Annotated in this window: 14 protein-coding genes; 9 read left to right on the forward strand and 5 right to left on the reverse strand. The window is 59.1% G+C overall.

The window, feature by feature from the left end:
* Positions 1–134: 134 nt before the first annotated feature.
* Positions 135–2,570: a DNA topoisomerase (ATP-hydrolyzing) subunit B gene (gene gyrB, locus IP76_RS16035; protein WP_054159227.1), complete on the forward strand. Its 2,436-nt coding sequence runs from the start codon at positions 135–137 to the stop codon at positions 2,568–2,570.
* A 98-nt stretch (positions 2,571–2,668) separates the two neighbouring features.
* Here gyrB and IP76_RS16040 read toward each other — a convergent pair whose 3' ends face one another.
* The gene (locus tag IP76_RS16040; RefSeq protein WP_054159228.1) at positions 2,669–3,259 is read right to left on the reverse strand and encodes a nitroreductase family protein; all 591 of its coding nucleotides are present in this window, start codon (positions 3,257–3,259) and stop codon (positions 2,669–2,671) included.
* Positions 3,260–3,509: 250 nt separating this feature from the next.
* Here IP76_RS16040 and IP76_RS16045 point away from each other — a divergent pair, with 250 nt between their 5' ends.
* From IP76_RS16045 to IP76_RS16080, 8 genes are all read left to right on the forward strand, one after another.
* Positions 3,510–4,799: a polyhydroxyalkanoate depolymerase gene (locus IP76_RS16045; RefSeq protein WP_054159229.1), complete on the forward strand. Its 1,290-nt coding sequence runs from the start codon at positions 3,510–3,512 to the stop codon at positions 4,797–4,799.
* 134 nt (positions 4,800–4,933) lie between these two features.
* The gene (locus IP76_RS16050; protein WP_054159230.1) at positions 4,934–5,371 is read left to right on the forward strand and encodes a DUF2852 domain-containing protein; all 438 of its coding nucleotides are present in this window, start codon (positions 4,934–4,936) and stop codon (positions 5,369–5,371) included.
* 92 nt (positions 5,372–5,463) lie between these two features.
* Entirely contained in the window at positions 5,464–6,222 is a 759-nt protein-coding gene (locus IP76_RS16055) for a M48 family metallopeptidase (protein WP_054159231.1), read from the forward strand.
* 70 nt (positions 6,223–6,292) lie between these two features.
* Positions 6,293–6,967, forward strand: a complete 675-nt coding sequence (locus tag IP76_RS16060) for a phosphoribosylanthranilate isomerase (protein WP_054159284.1) — start codon at positions 6,293–6,295, stop codon at positions 6,965–6,967.
* Complete coding sequence (gene trpB, locus IP76_RS16065) at positions 6,964–8,184, forward strand: tryptophan synthase subunit beta (RefSeq protein ID WP_054159232.1); 1,221 nt, start codon at positions 6,964–6,966, stop codon at positions 8,182–8,184. The genes IP76_RS16060 and trpB overlap by 4 nt, the downstream gene beginning before the upstream one ends.
* A 2-nt stretch (positions 8,185–8,186) precedes the next feature.
* Positions 8,187–9,026 (forward strand): tryptophan synthase subunit alpha, encoded by an 840-nt coding sequence (gene trpA, locus IP76_RS16070; protein ID WP_054159233.1) that lies wholly within the window; start codon positions 8,187–8,189, stop codon positions 9,024–9,026.
* A gap of 38 nt (positions 9,027–9,064) precedes the next feature.
* Positions 9,065–9,967 carry an acetyl-CoA carboxylase, carboxyltransferase subunit beta gene (accD, locus tag IP76_RS16075; RefSeq protein WP_054159234.1) on the forward strand — a complete coding sequence of 301 codons (903 nt, stop codon included), beginning with the start codon at positions 9,065–9,067 and terminating at the stop codon, positions 9,965–9,967.
* A 40-nt stretch (positions 9,968–10,007) separates the two neighbouring features.
* Positions 10,008–11,348: a folylpolyglutamate synthase/dihydrofolate synthase family protein gene (locus tag IP76_RS16080; protein WP_054159285.1), complete on the forward strand. Its 1,341-nt coding sequence runs from the start codon at positions 10,008–10,010 to the stop codon at positions 11,346–11,348.
* Positions 11,349–11,397: 49 nt separating this feature from the next.
* Here the strand turns inward: IP76_RS16080 and trxA are convergent, their stop codons facing one another.
* From trxA to IP76_RS16100, 4 genes are all read right to left on the reverse strand, one after another.
* Positions 11,398–11,718 (reverse strand): thioredoxin, encoded by a 321-nt coding sequence (gene trxA / locus IP76_RS16085; protein ID WP_054159235.1) that lies wholly within the window; start codon positions 11,716–11,718, stop codon positions 11,398–11,400.
* Positions 11,719–11,788: 70 nt separating this feature from the next.
* Positions 11,789–15,352: a double-strand break repair helicase AddA gene (gene addA, locus IP76_RS16090; RefSeq protein WP_054159236.1), complete on the reverse strand. Its 3,564-nt coding sequence runs from the start codon at positions 15,350–15,352 to the stop codon at positions 11,789–11,791.
* Positions 15,342–18,533 (reverse strand): double-strand break repair protein AddB, encoded by a 3,192-nt coding sequence (addB, locus tag IP76_RS16095; RefSeq protein WP_054159237.1) that lies wholly within the window; start codon positions 18,531–18,533, stop codon positions 15,342–15,344. The genes addA and addB overlap by 11 nt, the downstream gene beginning before the upstream one ends.
* The gene (locus IP76_RS16100; protein ID WP_054159238.1) at positions 18,530–19,264 is read right to left on the reverse strand and encodes a nucleotidyltransferase family protein; all 735 of its coding nucleotides are present in this window, start codon (positions 19,262–19,264) and stop codon (positions 18,530–18,532) included. The genes addB and IP76_RS16100 overlap by 4 nt, the downstream gene beginning before the upstream one ends.
* Positions 19,265–19,268 lie beyond the last annotated feature (4 nt).

Here is a 19,268-nt window from a genome sequence, read left to right on the forward strand (position 1 = left end):
AATGCTTTGTCTATCCACGACAAACGGCGCGCGCGCCTTTGGAACTCTAGCCAAAACACCTATAGTCGTGAGCTCGAAGCGGCCTGATTCGCGTCATGCTAAAGCTTCGGAGACCGATTGGAAAGATTTGCTGAATGACCGACTTGCCGACCACGGATAATGGTGCACCGGCCGAATACGGCGCGGATTCGATCAAGGTATTGAAGGGGCTCGACGCTGTCCGTAAGCGGCCGGGCATGTATATCGGCGATACCGACGACGGATCTGGCCTGCATCATATGGTCTACGAAGTCGTTGACAACGCGATCGATGAAGCTTTGGCCGGGCATGCGGATCTGGTGACTGTTTCGATCAACGCTGACGGTTCTGTCACCGTAACGGACAACGGTCGTGGTATCCCGACCGATATCCATACGGGTGAGGGTGTATCGGCTGCCGAAGTCATCATGACCCAGCTCCATGCGGGCGGTAAGTTCGACCAGAATTCCTACAAGGTATCGGGCGGCCTGCACGGCGTTGGCGTGTCGGTCGTGAACGCCCTTTCTGTCAAGCTCAGCCTCAAGATTCGTCGTGTCGGGAAGATCCATGAGATGAGCTTCACGCATGGCGTCCCCGATTCACCGCTGAGGGTCACCGGTGAATATGAAGGGCGTTCCGGAACCGAGCTTACTTTTCTGCCCAGCGCGGAAACCTTCACCAAGACGGAGTTCGACTACAACACGTTGGAACACCGTCTGCGCGAGCTGGCGTTTCTGAATTCAGGTGTGCGCATCGTTTTGACCGACAGGCGCAAGTCCGACATCCGCCAGGAAGAATTGCTATATGACGGCGGCCTCGAGGCCTTTGTCCGGTATCTCGATCGGGCCAAGAAGCCATTGGTCGACAAGCCTGTTGCCATCCGTGGCGAGAAGGATGGGATCACGGTTGAAGTGGCCCTGTGGTGGAACGACAGCTATCACGAAAACGTCCTGTGCTTCACCAACAACATTCCGCAGCGCGATGGCGGCACCCACATGGCAGGCTTCCGCGCCGCCTTGACCCGCCAGGTTACATCCTACGCAGATACGTCCGGCATCCTGAAAAAGGAAAAGGTCTCATTGCAGGGTGAAGACTGCCGCGAGGGCCTGACGGCTGTACTGTCGGTAAAGGTACCGGACCCGAAGTTCTCGTCGCAGACCAAGGACAAGCTCGTTTCGTCTGAAGTGCGCCCCGTCGTCGAAAATCTGGTCAGCGAAGCTCTGAGCACCTGGTTTGAGGAGCATCCGACGCAGGCCAAGGTTCTCGTCGGAAAGGTCGTGGAAGCGGCAATCGCGCGTGAAGCTGCCCGCAAAGCCCGCGAACTCACCCGCCGCAAGGGAGCGCTCGATATTGCATCATTGCCCGGCAAGCTTGCCGATTGCTCGGAACGTGATCCGGCAAAGTCCGAACTCTTCCTCGTCGAGGGTGACTCAGCAGGCGGATCGGCCAAGCAGGGACGTTCCCGTGAAAGCCAGGCCATCCTGCCGCTGCGCGGTAAGATCCTGAACGTCGAGCGTGCACGTTTCGACAAGATGCTGTCCAGCCAGGAAATCGGCACCCTGATTACCGCGCTCGGTACCTCGATCGGCAAGGATGAGTTCAACGCAGACAAGCTGCGCTACCACAAGATCATCATCATGACGGATGCTGACGTCGACGGAGCTCATATTCGGACGCTGCTGTTGACCTTCTTCTTCCGTCAGATGCCGGAACTCATCGAGCGCGGCCACCTCTACATTGCCCAGCCGCCGCTTTATAAGGTTTCGCGCGGCAAGTCGGTTCAGTACCTCAAGGACGAGAAAGCCCTAGAGGATTACCTCATCACCATGGGGCTTGAAGAAGCGACGCTGACGCTCACCAATGGCGAGGTGCGCGCAGGCCAGGATCTGCGCGATGTGATAGCCGACGCGCTCCGGCTCCGCTCTTTGATCGACGGTCTGCACTCTCGCTATAACCGGAATGTCATCGAGCAGGCAGCGATTGCAGGTGCACTTCACCCAGATCTCACCGAGAACCGTGCAAAAGCGGAAGAGACTGCCGCGAACGTCGCACGCCGTCTCGACATGATTGCGGAAGAAACGGAGCGAGGTTGGCAGGGCTTTGTCACGGACGAGGGCGGCTTGCGCTTTGAACGTATGGTTCGTGGCGTAAAGGAACTGGCCTCCGTCGATGTCGCGCTGATCGGCTCCGCAGATGCACGCCATATGGATCAAATGTCGGCGAGACTGCGTGACATCTATTCCGAACCACCGGTTCTGGCTCGCAAGGATGGCCGGACAGAAATTTCTGGACCCCGTGCGCTTCTCGATCAGATCTTCACGGCTGGCCGGAAGGGTCTTTCCATGCAGCGCTATAAGGGCCTTGGCGAGATGAATGCCGAGCAGCTCTGGGAAACCACGCTGGACCCGAACGTCCGTTCACTGCTCCAGGTCCGCGTCAACGATGCGACTGATGCGGATGGTCTCTTCTCAAGATTGATGGGGGATGAGGTCGAGCCTCGACGTGAGTTCATTCAGGAAAACGCATTGAGCGTTGCCAACCTCGACATCTGAGACTGCATAAAGGCCGCGAAAGCGGCCTTTATCTTTTACAATGGTTTCACGTGAATCATGGTTAATCTGATTCACGTGAAACCCTTAATGCCCGAAGCTCAGAACGAACCCTCGAACGCGATTTCTGATAGCGGCTTGCGGTTATTCGGAATTTCGCGCTCGCGAAGCTTCTCGGACAGATCATCCTTGTTCCCCAGCCTGCCAATAGCGACGGCAGCCTCGAAATGGTATTCCTCCGGCGCGGCAAGCTCTGCGCTAACACGCTCGAAGTGTACCCCCGTCATCCCGTGTGCAAAATATCCCGACTTCAAGGACTGAAGGGCGAGATAACCCCAGGCGGTGCCGGTATCAAAGCTGTGGTTCCGGATCGGTTTTGACAGGGACCCATCATCTGCCGTGGCGAGTTTCTGCGAGAACACGAAGACAAGGGCTGACGCAGCCTTGGCCCAATCCTGATTGAAATCGATCAACAGGCCGAGCATCCGATCAAACTCCGCAGTGTTTCTTTGGGCATAGACAAACCGCCAAGGCTGGGAGTTAGAGGCAGAAGGCGCCCAATGAGCAGCGTCCAGTATTGCCAGCAGATCCTCCTTCGGCATCGGCTGGCCGTCGAAGGCTCTTGGCGACCAGCGCTGCAGGAACATTGGATCGATGTCGTATTGTGAGTGGCGGTTATTGGCGGTCGTCATAAGGGCCCCATTATTGTGGTTGACCGCCTAGACATAGCGGAAACCAATAGAATGGGGAGGGGGCAACGAAAGGCACTCTGACGCGTTTTCCTCCACAAGCCGGACAGAGATTGTTCTTAAGCTTTCTCGGATAATCTCATGATCACTGAGGCACAGAACATATGCCCGCCTCCGGGGCTTTTGCAGCGCAAAAACTCTGATACTCTGTTGCAAACAAAGCAAGTTCGTCCATACGGACCGAGGTCACACGATGTTCTATCAACTCTATGAACTCAATCATGCCGTCATGGCTCCGTTTCGCGCTACGGCCGACGCCATGAACCTCGCCTGGAAAAATCCGCTCAATCCTTGGTCCCATACAGCGGTCGGTCGGACCTTTGCCGCTGGTTTCGAGGTCTTCGAGCGGATGACGCGCCGCTATGGCAAGCCATCGTTTGGGCTGCCATTCACAAATGTCGATGGTGAATCGACAGCTGTTCATGAAGAGACCGTATGGCGCCGTCCTTTCTGTGACCTCATTCATTTCAAACGTGACCTTCCGGCGGGCGCCGACAAGGGACCCCGTATACTGATCGTCGCTCCGATGTCCGGACATTATGCCACGCTTCTGCGCGGCACCGTCGAGGCTTTGATCCAGAGCGCCGATGTGTACATCACGGATTGGATTGACGCGCGGATGGTGCCTGTCACCGACGGCGATTTCGATCTGGATGATTACGTCGACTATGTCATCGAAATGCTGCATCACCTTGGGCCTGATACCCACGTCGTGGCCGTATGTCAGCCATCAGTGCCGGTTCTCGCGGCCGTGGCGGTGATGGAAGCAGATAATGATGTCTGTGCTCCCGCATCCATGACCCTGATGGGTGGGCCTATCGACACGCGCATCAATCCGACGGCAGTCAACCAGCTCGCCCAGGATCGTCCGCTTGAATGGTTCCGCGACAATGTGATCATGCAGGTGCCATGGCCGCAGCCAGGCTTCATGCGCAATGTCTATCCAGGCTTCCTGCAGCTCTCCGGTTTCATGTCGATGAACCTTGATAGGCATATGATCGCACACAAGGAATTCTATGGGCACCTCATCAAGAACGATGGGGACTCCGCTGAAAAGCATCGTGACTTCTATGACGAGTATCTTGCCGTCATGGACTTGACTGCCGAGTTCTATCTCCAGACCGTCGATACGGTTTTCATCAAGCACGCTCTGCCAAAGGGCGAGATGATGCACCGCGAGAAGCGCGTCGACACTGCGGCAATCAAAAATGTTGCGTTGTTGACGGTCGAGGGAGAGAACGACGACATTTCCGGTGTCGGTCAGACCCATGCCGCGCAGACGATCTGCACGAACATTCCGGACCATATGCGGGCGCACTACGTACAGCCGGATGTCGGCCACTATGGCGTATTCAATGGCTCGCGCTTCCGCCGCGAGATCGCACCGCGCATCATCCAGTTCGCAAAGACCCACTCGAAGCGAGCAAAGACAGCCGCAGCCAATCCGGTAAAGCGCGTGATACGCGGGGGTAAAGCGGGCTGAGCAATTCAGGGAGGTCTGAATTAAACCAGTTCTCTCAGGCGCTTCCCCGATTGCATCCTATCCATTCTTGAACCTGGGCCTGCCCTTTCCCACATCGGATCACGGGCATTTCCGCCCTGTAAGAGGAATGGATAATGAACCAGTCAGCACTGCTCCGGCCGGATTGGACTCCGGCTACTGTCGCTCTGATGGTGTTGGGCTTCGTCGTCTTTTGGCCGCTGGGTCTGGCAATGCTTGCCTACATCCTGTTCGGCGAAAAGTTTCAGACCTTCAAGCGTGATGCCAACCGCAAGGCAGACGATGCTTTTGCATGGTACCGTGGAGCCCGCACCTCCGGCCCCTTCGCCTCGACAACCGGCAATGTCGCGTTTGACGATTGGCGCGAGACTGAGCTCAAGCGCCTTGATGAAGAGCGTCGCCGGCTCGATGAGATGCGCGCCGAGTTCGATACCTACGCCCGCGAACTGCGCCGCGCGAAGGATCAGGAAGAGTTCGATCGCTTCATGCGCCACCGCCATGAACCTAAGGCGACAGGTGAAGTGACCCCGCCGAAAACACAAACCGACTATTGATTGGTCGCGGTTCGACACAGTAGCTAGACCGGCGCCTTACGCGCCGGTCTTTTTTATGTCTTGCCAAGCGGCGAATCGGCTAGAAACCAGACATGTTTCCACTGCTCAAAAAGCTCGCACCAACTCGAACACCGGCACTACAGCTGGAACGTATGGTTTCGGTTGACGGACGCTCGATCCCTCTCACGATCCGAAAGAACAGTCGGGCCACACGCATCACGCTGAGGATTGAGCCGGGTGGGCGCTCGCTCAAGATGACGATACCGCCGGGCCTTCGCGAGCGCGACATCGCGGATTTTCTCGACCGGTATCAAGGTTGGCTGAGCAACCGGTTAAAGCGCCAGAAGCACGGTGGTGTGGTCGAGGATGGCGGTGAGATCCTACTGCGCGGTGTCAGCCACCGTATTGTGCATACGGGAGAGATCCGCGGGCTGACCCGCTCGATCGACAGCGAACTTGGCCATATCCTGAGCGTCAGTGGTGCAGAGGAGCACCTATCCCGGCGGATTGCGGATTTCCTGAAAAAGGAAGCGCGCAAGGATCTCGAAGCACTTGTTGCGCTCCATGCGGCCCGGGTCGGAAAGCCGGTGCGAAGCATTTCCCTCAAGGATACCCGCAGCCGCTGGGGCTCGTGTTCCTGGGATGGGAAGCTGAGTTTTTCCTGGCGTATCGTTATGGCCCCGCCTGCGGTGATCGATTATCTAGCCGCCCATGAAGTCGCGCATCTGCGCGAGATGAACCATGGTCCCGCCTTCTGGGCGCTTTGCAAGGATCTATGTCCGGGAATGGATGAAGCCAAGGCATGGCTTAAGCGGCATGGCTCGGCGCTTCACGCCATCGATTTCGCTTGAGAACCGCGACCAATCAGCCGCTGTCGCAATTTGGCTCGACTCTTTTTTGATTTCGTGCGACTTCGCTGCCATGAGACCCGATATAAAGATCTGCGGATTAACAACGCCGGAGGCGGTCGATCGCGCTGCTGAACGTGGCGCGAGCCATATTGGCTTCATCTTCTTCGAGAAGAGCCCTCGGCACATCGAGCCTGACCTCGCCGGAAAACTTGCCGACCGGGTGAGGGGACGGGTCAAGACCGTCGCCGTCACGGTCGATGCCGATAATGATGACCTTGATGAGATCATCGCATTGATGCGTCCGGATATCCTGCAATTCCATGGCAAGGAAACGCCCGAGCGCCTTCTAACTGTGAAGGCTGTGACCGGACTTCCGATCATGAAGGCATTTTCCGTTCGCGATGTCGATGATCTGAGGCGCATAGAGCCCTATATTGGAATTGCAGACCGTTTTCTCTTCGATGCAAAGCCGCCTGTTGGTTCGGATTTGCCCGGGGGCAACGGGGTGACCTTCGATTGGAGCCTGTTGCGCTCGCTTGACGAAGGTGTGGATTACATGCTTTCCGGTGGATTGAACAAGGATAACATCGCCGAGGCGCTTGCCGAGACCGGAGCGCGCGCCGTCGACGTCTCGTCCGGAGTGGAGAGCGCCCCGGGTGTGAAAGATCTGCAGTTGATGGACGAGTTTTTCGCGGCCCTTGCCGAAGCCTCTCGGCAAGGGACGTTATCAGGGAGCGTCAAGTGAACCAGTCACCGAAACCCAATTCCTTCCGTGAAGGGCCAGATGAAGATGGCCGTTTCGGCATTTTTGGCGGGCGCTTTGTCGCTGAAACCTTGATGCCGCTGATCCTCGATTTGCAGGCAGAGTGGGAAAAGGCGAAGACCGATGAGACCTTCCAGGCTGAACTGGCGCATCTCAACAAGCACTATACCGGCCGTCCTAGCCCGCTCTATTTCGCCGAAAGGCTGACAGAAGAGCTGGGTGGCGCGAAGATCTATTTCAAGCGCGACGAGCTCAATCACACCGGTTCGCACAAGATCAACAATTGCCTCGGTCAGATCTTGCTGGCCAAGCGTATGGGCAAGACCCGCATCATCGCGGAAACCGGCGCCGGCCAGCACGGCGTGGCATCTGCCACCGTGGCAGCGCGCTTTGGCATTCCTTGCGTCGTCTACATGGGCGCAACGGATGTGGAGCGTCAGGCTCCAAACGTTTTCCGCATGAAGCTTCTGGGCGCCGAAGTGAAGCCGGTGACCGCTGGTCACGGCACATTGAAGGACGCAATGAACGAGGCCCTACGCGACTGGGTCACCAATGTCGATGACACCTATTACATGATTGGCACGGCGGCCGGCCCGCACCCCTATCCGGAAATGGTCCGCGACTTCCAGTCGGTTATCGGTCGCGAGACCCGCGAACAGATGCTGGCCGCAGAAGGTCGTCTTCCCGACATGCTGATCGCCGCCGTCGGCGGTGGCTCGAATGCTATCGGCCTCTTCCATCCCTTCCTCGATGACGACAGCGTCCGCATCGTGGGCGTCGAAGCGGGCGGCAAGGGGCTTGAGGGTGAAGAGCACTGCGCATCATTGACGGCTGGTTCGCCGGGCGTGCTGCATGGCAACCGCACCTATCTGCTTCAGGATTCGGACGGCCAGATCAAGGAAGGCCATTCCATCTCTGCGGGTCTCGACTATCCGGGAATTGGTCCCGAGCATTCCTGGCTGAAGGACATGGGCCGGGTCGAATATGTGCCGATCAAGGACGACGAGGCGCTCGCCGCCTTCCAGCTTCTAACCCGCACCGAAGGCATCATTCCAGCTCTTGAGCCGAGCCATGCTCTTGCGGAAGTCATCAAGCGTGCGCCGACAATGCGCAAGGACCAGATCATCGTGATGAATCTCTGCGGCCGCGGCGACAAGGATATCTTCACCGTCGGCAAAATTCTTGGAATGGGGCTCTGATCATGACAGCGCGCATGGACAAACGTTTTGCCGACTTGAAGGCTGAAGGCCGCCCGGCACTCGTTACCTATTTCATGGGTGGCGATCCGGATTATGCGACCTCTCTTGAGATCATGAAGGCGCTCCCGGCCGCGGGATCTGACGTGATCGAGCTGGGCATGCCCTTTTCCGATCCCATGGCTGATGGCCCTGCAATTCAGCTCGCCGGCCAGCGTGCCTTAAAGGCAGGCCAGACCTTGGCAAAGACGCTCGATCTGGCTCGCGAATTCCGCAAGGCAGATCAGGATACGCCAATCGTCCTTATGGGATATTACAATCCGATCTACATCTATGGCGTCGAGCGCTTCCTCGATGATGCCCTGGCCGCTGGGATCGATGGCCTGATCGTTGTCGATCTGCCGCCGGAAATGGATGATGAGTTGTGCATCCCGGCCCGCAGCCGCGACATCAATTTCGTCCGTCTGGCCACACCGACCACAGACGACAAGCGCTTGCCGAAGGTGCTCGAGAATACCTCCGGCTTCGTCTATTATGTTTCGATGAACGGGATCACAGGTTCGTCCTTGCCGGATCCGTCGCGTGTGGCCGGTGCCGTTCAGCGGATCAAGGCACATACAAATCTTCCGATCTGCGTTGGCTTTGGCGTGAAAACCGCCGAGCACGCCCGACTGATCGGCGCGAATGCTGACGGCGTTGTCGTCGGAACGGCAATCGTCAATCAGGTTGCCACAAATCTCACTGCTGATGGGAAGGCCAATGCAGACACGGTCCAGGCCGTTGTCACGCTGGTCCGCGGTTTGTCGAGCGGCGTTCGCAGCGCACGCCTTGCTGCCGCCGAATAGAATTCCCAAATAGGCTGAAAAAGTCAGGAGTACACCGCGTGAACTGGATCACCAACTATGTGCGCCCGCGCATCAATTCCATGCTGGGCCGTCGCGAAGTTCCGGAGAACCTCTGGATCAAGTGCCCTGAAACGGGTGAAATGGTCTTCCACAAGGACCTGGAAGAAAACAAGTGGGTCATCCCCGCCTCCGGCTATCACATGAAGATGCCGGCTCGTGACCGCCTTGTCGATCTATTCGACAACGGCCAGTTTGAATCCTTGCCGCAGCCCAAGGTGGCACAAGATCCGCTGAAGTTCCGCGATTCGAAGAAATACACCGATCGTCTTCGCGACAGCCGTCTGAAGACCGAGCAGGAAGACACCATTCTGGCCGCCGTTGGATCGGTCCAGGGACTGAAGCTTGTCGCTGTGGTGCACGAGTTCAACTTCATGGGCGGATCGCTGGGCATCGCTGCCGGCGAGGCGATCGTGAAGGCGTTCGAACGCGCCATCAAGGAGAAATGCCCGCTGGTCATGTTCCCTGCCTCAGGTGGCGCGCGCATGCAGGAGGGCATCCTGTCTTTGATGCAGTTGCCGCGCACCACGGTTGCCGTCGACATGCTGAAAGAAGCGGGCCTTCCCTATATCGTCGTACTGACCAACCCGACAACCGGTGGCGTAACCGCGTCCTATGCTATGCTGGGCGACCTGCATATTGCCGAACCGGGTGCTGAAATCTGCTTCGCCGGCAAGCGCGTCATCGAACAGACCATTCGCGAAAAGCTGCCCGAGGGTTTCCAGACGTCGGAATACCTCCTCGAGCATGGCATGGTCGACATGGTGGTGAAGCGTCACGATATCCCCGACACGCTCGCGCGCGTCCTAAAGATCATGACGAAACGTCCGGCGGACACGCTCGCTGTGGCCGCGCCGGCCGCTGCCGTTGCGGTCTCGGCCTGATCGCTCCCGCACGCAGATCCTATTTCCGGTACCTATGACGATGACAGCCCCAATGGCGAGCCTGGCCGAGGCCGAGATCGAGAAGCTCCTGGGGCTGCATCCTAAGGGGTATGACCTGTCACTGGATCGGATCCGGCGGCTTCTGGCCGTTCTTGGCAATCCGCATCTGCGGTTGCCACCGGTTATCCATGTTGCCGGCACGAACGGCAAGGGTTCAGCGACAGCCTTTTGTCGTGCACTTCTTGAGGCTCAAGGCCTTGCCGTGCATGTGCACACCTCCCCCCATCTGGTCCGCTGGCACGAGCGCTATCGGATCGGGGTAAAGGGCGGGCAGGGCCAGATCGTCGAGGATGCCTTGTTTGCCGACGCCTTGCGTCGTGTTGCCGAAGCAAATGCCGGCCAGTCGATCACCGTCTTCGAGATTCTGACGGCGGTGACGTTCATTCTCTTTTCCGAACAGCCGGCTGATGTCGTTATTCTCGAGGTTGGTCTCGGTGGCCGGTTTGATGCCACCAATGTCATCGAGAATCCGGCCGTCTGCGTCATCCAGCCGATCTCACTCGATCACCAGGCTTATCTCGGGGATCGCGTGGAACTGATTGCTGCCGAAAAGGGTGGCATCATCAAGCGCAAGGCGCCGGTGGTCATTGGCCATCAGGAGTTTGAAGGCGCCCGCGATGTTCTGATCTCAACAGCTGAGCGCCTGTCCTGTCCGACGGCCGTCTACGGACAGGATTTTCTGGCCTACGAAGAATTCGGCCGAATGGTCTACCAGGATGAGTTCGGACTGATGGATCTCCCGTTACCGCGTCTGCCCGGTCGCCATCAGATCGGCAATGCAGCGACGGCTATTCGTGCCGTGAAGGCGGCGGGCTTCCCCGTTACCGATCAGACAGCGACCCAGGCGATGCAAACCGTGGTCTGGCCCGGTCGTCTGCAGCGACTGTCTGAAGGAGAAATCGTCGCAAAGGCTCCGGTCGGCAGTGAGATCTGGCTCGACGGCGGTCATAATCCGGGCGCTGGCGAAGTGCTTGCCGAGGCGATGGCGGCGATGGAAGAACGTCAGCCGCGTCCTCTCTATCTCATCGCCGGGATGATCAACACCAAGGATCCAATCGGCTTCTTCCGCGCATTTGTGGATATTGTGCAGGCCGTTTATACGGTGCCGATCGAAGGATCGGATGTCGGGCTAGACCCCGTCGCGCTTGCACAATCGGCCGCAGAAGCGGGCTTGAAGGCACGGCCAGCAAGCTCTGTCGTCGAGGCATTGTCAGCAATTGCGGCCGCGACGACAGACGGAAGACCCCCGAGGATCCTGATCGGTGGATCGCTTTATCTCGCAGGCAATGTTCTTGCCGAAAACGGCACCATCCCGACATGAAAAAGCCCGGCGAAAGCCGGGCTTCTCAATTCAAGATCAAAAACTTTGATCAGGCAGCGCCGGCAATCCAGCTCGACAGAGCGGTCTTCGGTGCGGCACCCACCTTGATGTCGGCGACTTCACCACCCTTGAAGACGGCGAGCGTCGGGATCGAACGGACACCGAACTGAGCGGCCAGTTCAGGGTTTTCATCGATGTTGAGCTTGACGATCTTCACCTTGCCCGCGAGTTCGTTCGAGATTTCCTCAAGGCTCGGGGCGATCATCTTGCACGGACCGCACCACTCGGCCCAAAAATCCACAACGACAGGCTCGGATGCGTTGAGAACCTCGGCCTGGAAGTTGGAGTTATCGACTTTTACGGTAGCCATAGGGCTCTCCTTTGAATTGAACTTGGCACTTATGTGATGCCGGGCGGCATTCATTTCAATATGCCGTATCTCACGACACCGCGATCTCGGCAAGGGAGCGGCTCAGCACCGCGTCATCAAGGCGGAGAAGGGTGCCCGTTTCGGTATAGACAAGCCAGCATTCGATCCTCTTTTGAGGATAGAGCGGTTTGAGAATGTCCCGGTAGATGGCGAGCTGCACGCGGTGGGAAAGGGGTGCCATATCCGCGCTATCGGGTGGTTGCCGATTGGTCTTGTAGTCCGCGATGATAACGCGATCCGCCAGCACGGCCATTCGGTCAATCCGGCCCGACACAGCGCGCGGTTCACCGTTCAGGTCAATTGTGCCCATGACAGATACTTCGGGCTCGCTTGGGGCTGAAAAGAGTGGCGCAAGCGCGCTGTCTTCGAGCACTTTCATCACGGTCTCGACAAGACGAAACCTCTCTGCTGATGGCCAGTAACGTGCTGCGCGCTCAGCGTAGCGTTGCGCAGCCTCAAGGCGATCTTCGATCGCAACGCTGGGCAGGTTTTGCAGCATGCGGTGAACCAGCCGTCCTCTTTGCAGTGCAATGCCCGCCTTCTCTGTCTGGGTGAAAAGGGGGGAGCTGGTCAGAGGTTCGGGCGTGTCGTCGATAACAAGGCTGCCTGCGGTTGACGGACTGAGCGGCCTGGGCAGACGCGGCGGCGGCGGCAGCGGACGCCAGAGTGACGCAGGCAGGCTGCTCTCGACATCCTGCTCCGCGGTCTTCTCCTCAAGTGGTAAGTCCTTCTCGGTTTCATGAAGTGTCCACCGAAGGCCTGTCCAATTGCCGTCTGGGCCTTTGAACTCCACCGAGGTCGCACGGGACTCATCTGCTTCAAGTGCCTCGAAAATCATCCGATGCCAGATGTCGCCGGGATCCTGTACTCCTCGATACCCTGCAATGACGAGCTGATCGGCGGCTCTGGTCATCCCGACATAGAGCAGTCGGCGATATTCTTCCTCGGCCTGGCCGCGACGTCGGTCAGTATCAGCCTGAACGATTGAATTACCGAGAGATTTGGATGGCACCCATACGGGTGTGCCCGCATAGGCGCTGTCTTCCAGCAGCCGCAGCTTTGACAGGTGATTGGCGTTGAAGGGCTTGGAGCCACCATCAACAAGAAAGACAATCGGCGCTTCCAGACCCTTGGACGCGTGGACGGTCATGATCCGGACTTCGTTGCGCTCCTTGTCCTGCTCGCGCTTGACCTCCGGTGCTTCGATTTCCAGGGTCGATACGAAGGACTGGAAGCCGGGAAGGCCGCTTGTCTCGAAGGCGAGAGCGAAACCCAGGAACTCGTCGAGAATATCGCTGACTTCGGATCCAAGCCTACCCAGATAGGCTTTTCGTCCGCCGTGCAGGCCCAGTACCCGCGCATAGAAATCATGCACGGAGTGCGTTCGGGATTGCTCGCGGAAGTGATCGAGCTTCTGAACCGAGGTTTTGAAGGGCGATCCTTCTTCCTCGGCCAGCGCCTTCATCCTGTCCCACAGCGACTGGCCCTCTGGTCGCTCCGAGGCCAGCGCCATCAACTCGTCTTCGCTGTGATTGAAGAGAGGGCTTTTTAACAGGGCGGCGAGAGAGAGGTCGTCGGACACCAGGAGAAGAAAGCGCCCAAGCGCCAGCATGTCCTGGACAGCGATATGGCTGGTCAGTTTCAGTCGGTCAGCGCCGGCAACCGGCACATTGTAGGGTCGCTTGAGGGCGCGGGTCAGCGCATTGACGAAACTGTCACGTTTACGGACGAGGACGAGGATATCACCCGGCCGAACAGTCCGTTTTCGCCCCTTCTCGATGATCGTCTCCCGGCCGACCATCTCGGAAATCCGGTGTGCGATACGGCGAGCAAGAACGGCGGAAGGCGCACTTTCGGGTGTCGCATCGAACGGTGCAGTCCAGTCCTCGCTTTTCTCCTGCTTTTCCGCAGCAATCATGCTCCAGACATCGACGATACCCGGATGCCCAACACGGCTGGATTGATGATCGATGGCCTCGCCTTCGGCGCTTAGACCCCGCCTGTTCTGCGGCAGCGCGAAGACGGCATCGACCGCGCCGAGCACCGCCCGCGTCGAACGAAAGGAGAGCGGTAGCCGGACGGTATTGAATTCCTGGCCACCATCGTGAACGGCCCGTTCGGTCTGGCGGGCTTCCTGCGAGAACTGCTCGGGCCGGGCGCCTTGGAAGGAATAGATCGACTGCTTCTCGTCACCCACGGCAAAGAAGGTGCGCAACACCGGCCGAGCTCCAAGACCGCTGAAGAAGTCCTGCCGTAGAGACCGGATCACCGACCACTGAACTGGACTGGTGTCCTGGGCTTCATCGACGAGGATGTGGTCTATGCCTTGGTCCAGCTTGTAGTGGACCCATGGCCCGACATCGCCTCTCCCTAGGAGATCCGAGGTGCGGACAATTAGATCTTCGAAATCGAGCTGCGATCGGCGCTTCTTTAGCTCTTCATAGTCCCGGTCGAGTCGCGTCGCGAGCGTCAAGGCAGCCGAGGTTGCCTGATACATGCGAAAGATCCGCAATCTATCCCGCATGAGAAGCACATGGTCACGAGCGAGAGTGATCGCATCCTTCAACTGCGGTGCCAGCTTGGTCATCCCAGCCGAGATCAGTGACGAATCGGCCTTGGGCGTTTCTGTTGCCGTCAGGAAGGCGCGGTCCGTCAATTGCGCCCGCATACGCGGATCGCGTTCCAGGAAGGCGCTTTCGAGTGCTTCTGCGGTCGCGCGAACCTTTTCGCCGCCTTTCTCGAGCGCCAATTCGAGATAATGAGGCAGGACGTCCGCTGACAGCCCGTTCAAAGGCCAGTAATCCTCGGCTCTTGAGATCTCCGTTTCCGAAGGCCCGATACCAAGCGCCCTGCGAAGCGAAGCATCCATCCCGCCGCTGGCCGCCGCCTTACTTTCGAATTGTCGCAGCGCATGACGGTTCGAGACCACATCTGCCAGCAGGCCTTCCAGCCCTGTTTCGTCGGCCGTGCTCAGGACTTGTGAGAAAGCGTCAGCAAGACGGACATCCCCCTCGCTGGAGGTTGCCGTCAGCAGTGTGCGGCGGGCCTCGGCGAGAAGACTTGTTGCTGCCCTGTCGTCGAGAACGCTGAAGTGCCCCGCCACATTGGCTTCCAGCGGAAACTGATGGAGCAGGGCTTCGCAAAAGGCGTGAATGGTCTGGATCTTCAGACCGCCCGGCGTCTCCAATGCCTTGGCAAACAATTGCCGGGCCTTCGCCAGCGTCGCCCGATCCGGCTCCCTTTGCTCGATCGCAGCCAGACGCTTTGCAAGCTCTGCATCGTCCAGAGTGGCCCATTCCGCCAGCCGCTCAAACACGCGGTTCGACATCTCCGATGCCGCTGCTTTTGTATAGGTCAGGCAGAGGATAGACGAAGCGCGGGCGCCCGCAAGAAGCAGGCGGATGACCCGTTGAGTGAGCACATGGGTCTTGCCGGAGCCGGCATTGGCAGACACCCAGGCAGACTGACCGGGATGCGAGGCGCGCGCCTGCTGCAAAGTTGTCCAGTTGAGCCACTGCGCCGGATCGCCGTCTGCGGGCAGGCTGTCATGATCGCGATAGGTGTCAGTCGTCACCGGCGGCCTCCTCGGTTTCGGCCGTTGACCATTCCGCAACGCGTGCAAGGTGATCGTATTCGCCGCCGTAATTGTTCTGTTCGGCCGGGATCAACCGCGAGACATAGCCGCGCTCACCGCTCTGCAGGGCTTCAACAAACCGGCCGAGCTCATCCACCGCCTGCTGGGCCAGCTCGATCGCTGACTTCTTGTTGTCACCACGGGTCGCCAGTTCATTGTTGACCTGATCGACGGAAAACCGATCTGCGGGACGCAGTCGGACATAGAGAAGATTGTCAGGGATCGCTGCACCGACAGGTTTGAAGGCACCCTTGATCAATGCAGCCGCCTCGAGGGCGAGCTGTGGATCGAGCAGGCTCCGGGCCTGCGGAGCACTTGGACTGATGCCGGTCTTGTAGTCGATGATATCGACACGGCCTACAGCCTTGAGATCGATCCGGTCGGCAATCCCGCTGATCGTGATACCCACGGGTTCCAGCACCACGCTGCCCCGCAATTCCGTCAGGGAGCGGCGGATCTCCGGCTTGCGTTCCCGTTCCCAGGTCAGAAAGGCCTGGGCGACCTCATGAAACCGCTGCCGCCAGACAATATCGATGTGAAGCGGCAGCTTTTCGCGATCAAATTCCTCATTTGTCAGAGCCTTGAAAATCTCGCTGGCATCAAGGCGTGACGCATCATGTCCCTCGCGGACGAACCGTTCGACGATGCGGTGGTAGAGTGTGCCGCGCTCGGCAGCACCTGGATCCTGGTTGAATGGATCCACGGCATCGAGCTTGAGAATGCGCCGCGCATAAATCGCATATGGATCGCGTCGAAAACGTCCCACTTCGGAAAAGCTGAAGGACCGTGGCTGAAGCTCGGCCCGTGGTCGCGGGGCAGGGCGCTGCGCCGCCGGCTGACTTTCGCCTTCATCGATGAGGTCAGCATAGCGGCGATAGATATTGCCCCTCTGCCGCATGGCATTCTCAAGTGCATGCCCGCCGAGGGCCAGCAGTCTCTGAAGCCAGCGCGAAGCGACCGTTGGTGCAGATCCCTCACGAAGCGAACGGGAAAAGATGAGTTTTTGCGTGCCGCAGGCCATCTGGAAGTCGTGTGCGACCTGGCCGACCTGGCGTTCGGGCGGTTCGAGCCCGATTTCGGTTTTCATGATTCGAGAGAGAAAGGGGTTGTTCTTGGTCTGGCCCGGCCAGCTTCCCTCGTTCATGCCGCCGATTACCATCATGTCGACATTTTGCAGCCGGGCTTCCAGCGTGCCGAAGATGAAGACCCGCGGATGTCGCATCGCCTGGGGCTTGACTGCCTGACCGGCCATCAGCGCGACGAGGATATCGGCCCATTCAGGTCCGTCGGCTTCAATCTGGCCTTCAGCTTCTAGCACCTGACCAAGCAGGCCGGCCAACACGTCCCCTGCCTGGCTGCCCCAGAGTCCCTGCAGGCTGCCATTCTCATCGATGGTGACCGCCTCCAGCACACGACCTGTCCGCTCTGCCCATTCCCGCAGTGTGAACCGGGTGGAGATCGGTCGCCCCGATGGGCTGCGGACAAGGGCGGAAACGAGCGGTTCGACCGCTGCCGCGACCTTGTGTGCCAATGCGCGCGCGGCTTCCAGTGCTTCTGGAGAGGAACTTCGTCGCCATTGGGGTTGATGCCGATCAGCGAGATGCGCAACTAGTCCGTCTTCGAACAAAGTTTCCATCTCTGCGAGATCGAGCGGTTTGTTGCCGCCGCGCAAGGCGATCACTTCAAGCGTGTCGGCCGCCAGCTGCGCTGTCTGCGCATCGAAACCGAACCGCGCCAGCGGATGCTTGATCAGGGAGACTATGGAGACTGGATCCCCCGGGCGCAGACAGGCCTCTACGACCACTTGCGCCAACATTGCAGCCTGCGTGCCGGTCAAGGGCGTGCCGGCCGAATCATCGGCCTCGATGTCAAAACGGGCAAGCTCTGCCATCACGCGTCGCGCCAGGGCACGATCTGGGGTGATCAGAGCAACCCGGCTGTCGGGATTGTCCGAAGCGCTTAGCCCAAGCCGCAGGGCGATGGCTATTGCGGTCGCCTCTTCGCGCTCATTCGCCGCTTCGATCAGGCTGACATCGGCAAATGCATCCAGCAGGCGTTCTGTCGAGAACGCCTCGCGCCACGCTTTCCAATTGTCGGTCGCTTCGGCCGGCGCCATGGCCCGCGACAGGATCTCTGCCCGATCCGCAAGCGCAGCTGGCGCCTGCTCAAGGGCTTCCACGTCTTCGCGCGCAATGCGCATGTGCCGGAGAAGATGCGCCAATCCATATTGTGGATGGCCGCGTAGCGCCGGGTCAGGCCTCTGGAGAAACGAACTCCTATCGTCAAGCTTCGCCCAGTCCGCCTCGGGCATGTCAAGATCGAGCCCAGGGAGGACAACGACGCCCTGCTCAAGCTCGGCGATTGCCGCAATCAATTCGGCAGCGGCCGGAATGGAGCCGGTCGAGCCTGCGACAATAACGGGACCAACGGATCCTGTCCGACGGATGCGATCGGCCTCAGCCCGCAACACGGCGTCGCGATGACGTGCAGGGGACGAGCGGACCAGCTCTTCCAAGCGGGCCGGCCAGAAGGCCGTCGCGATCTTCAGGAAAGCGAGTGTCAGTTGCCACCAGGAGCCGAAATCAGCCGACTCCAATGTATCCAGATTGGCCCAGTCGCAGCCCTCTGTTTCAGCGGCTTCAACGAGCTCGGTCAGCGCGCGCGCCAGCCAGACGGCATCAGCGGGGCTTGCGGGGGCCACAAGCGGCGTGTCGGCATGGATGGAGCGGACGATCTCGGGCAACTGGTTTCGCCAGGCAAGGATCAGGCGTGCCAGTTCCAGCAGCATGACCGTTCCGCTGACGGGAGGCGCCAGGTCCATGACGGAAGGGGCTTCTGCATCGAAATAGCCGCTGTCATCATCCGTTTCGCCGAGCGGCCGGATGTTCGGCAAAATGGCGGATCTTGCGCCCAGCAGATCGACGAATTCAGATCGAAGGACACGCGCGGCACGGCGCGTCGGCACGAGGATCGTCACAGCTGCAAGTGACAGCGGATCTTCCGGATCATGGCGATAGCTGTCGATCAGCCGGCCATCGAGCACGGCCCGCGCCAGTGCGCTGAGAAACGGCCGCCCCGGCGGTATGGTGAAAAGACGGCCTCCTCGTGCGCCTGTATTCATGGCTTTTGTCGCTGGCGTGCGACGACAGTCTCTGCGGGCTCAATCGCATCAGGCGTGCCGACGGTCAGCCAGTGACCGTGAAGTTTTTGGCCGTAGAGGCGTCCGGCCTCGCTCGCCTGGTCGAAATAACGGTTGAGGTTGAAGGGCTCGCTTGGTGCGTCGGAGAGGAACGTGGGCAGCAAGGCCAGGGCCCCGGCATAAACAACAGGGTCTGATGCGCCGTCCTGATAGCGTGTGAGACGTCCGTCCATGGCCAGCGAAAAGTCGTTCTTCCCGTTATGGCCGGTCGTCTTGTCCGGATCGACGCACAGCATGGCGATATCCATGCGGCTGCTGTCGAAGAAGCGCGAGAGCCGAGCAAGGTTGGAAGCTTCGCCCGAGGCGTCACCGACCCAGAACAGATCGGCATTCATCACCAGGCATGGCCGCTCGGCGTTGAGCAGCTTCAGCCCCTTGGCAAGGCCGCCGCCGGAATCCATCAGGCGATCGCGCTCGTCGGAAATCAGCACGCGCATGTCGGATGTTGTTGCGAGATGAGCCTCCATCTGCTCTGCATGATGATGCACATTGACCACGAGCGTATCGACGCCCGCTTCTCGCAGGGCGTCGATGGCATAGTCGATCATCGGGCGGCCACCGATCCGAACCAGGGGTTTTGGCAAAGTATCGGTAATGGGGCGCATCCGCGTACCCAGTCCGGCCGCGAGTATCATGGCTTGTGTGATGGTCATCTGT

The sequence above is a fragment of the Rhizobium sp. AAP43 genome, assembly GCF_001296045.1.
Lineage (GTDB): Bacteria > Pseudomonadota > Alphaproteobacteria > Rhizobiales > Rhizobiaceae > Allorhizobium.

Coding starts and splice junctions, on each gene's coding strand:
- IP76_RS16080 (WP_054159285.1), top strand. CDS start 10,008: ATGACAGCCCCAATGGCGAGCCTGGCCGAGGCCGAGATCGAGAAGCTC.
- trpA (WP_054159233.1), top strand. CDS start 8,187: ATGACAGCGCGCATGGACAAACGTTTTGCCGACTTGAAGGCTGAAGGC.
- gyrB (WP_054159227.1), top strand. CDS start 135: ATGACCGACTTGCCGACCACGGATAATGGTGCACCGGCCGAATACGGC.
- IP76_RS16100 (WP_054159238.1), bottom strand. CDS start 19,264: ATGACCATCACACAAGCCATGATACTCGCGGCCGGACTGGGTACGCGG.
- trxA (WP_054159235.1), bottom strand. CDS start 11,718: ATGGCTACCGTAAAAGTCGATAACTCCAACTTCCAGGCCGAGGTTCTC.
- IP76_RS16055 (WP_054159231.1), top strand. CDS start 5,464: ATGTTTCCACTGCTCAAAAAGCTCGCACCAACTCGAACACCGGCACTA.
- IP76_RS16050 (WP_054159230.1), top strand. CDS start 4,934: ATGAACCAGTCAGCACTGCTCCGGCCGGATTGGACTCCGGCTACTGTC.
- IP76_RS16060 (WP_054159284.1), top strand. CDS start 6,293: ATGAGACCCGATATAAAGATCTGCGGATTAACAACGCCGGAGGCGGTC.
- addB (WP_054159237.1), bottom strand. CDS start 18,533: ATGAATACAGGCGCACGAGGAGGCCGTCTTTTCACCATACCGCCGGGG.
- IP76_RS16045 (WP_054159229.1), top strand. CDS start 3,510: ATGTTCTATCAACTCTATGAACTCAATCATGCCGTCATGGCTCCGTTT.
- IP76_RS16040 (WP_054159228.1), bottom strand. CDS start 3,259: ATGACGACCGCCAATAACCGCCACTCACAATACGACATCGATCCAATG.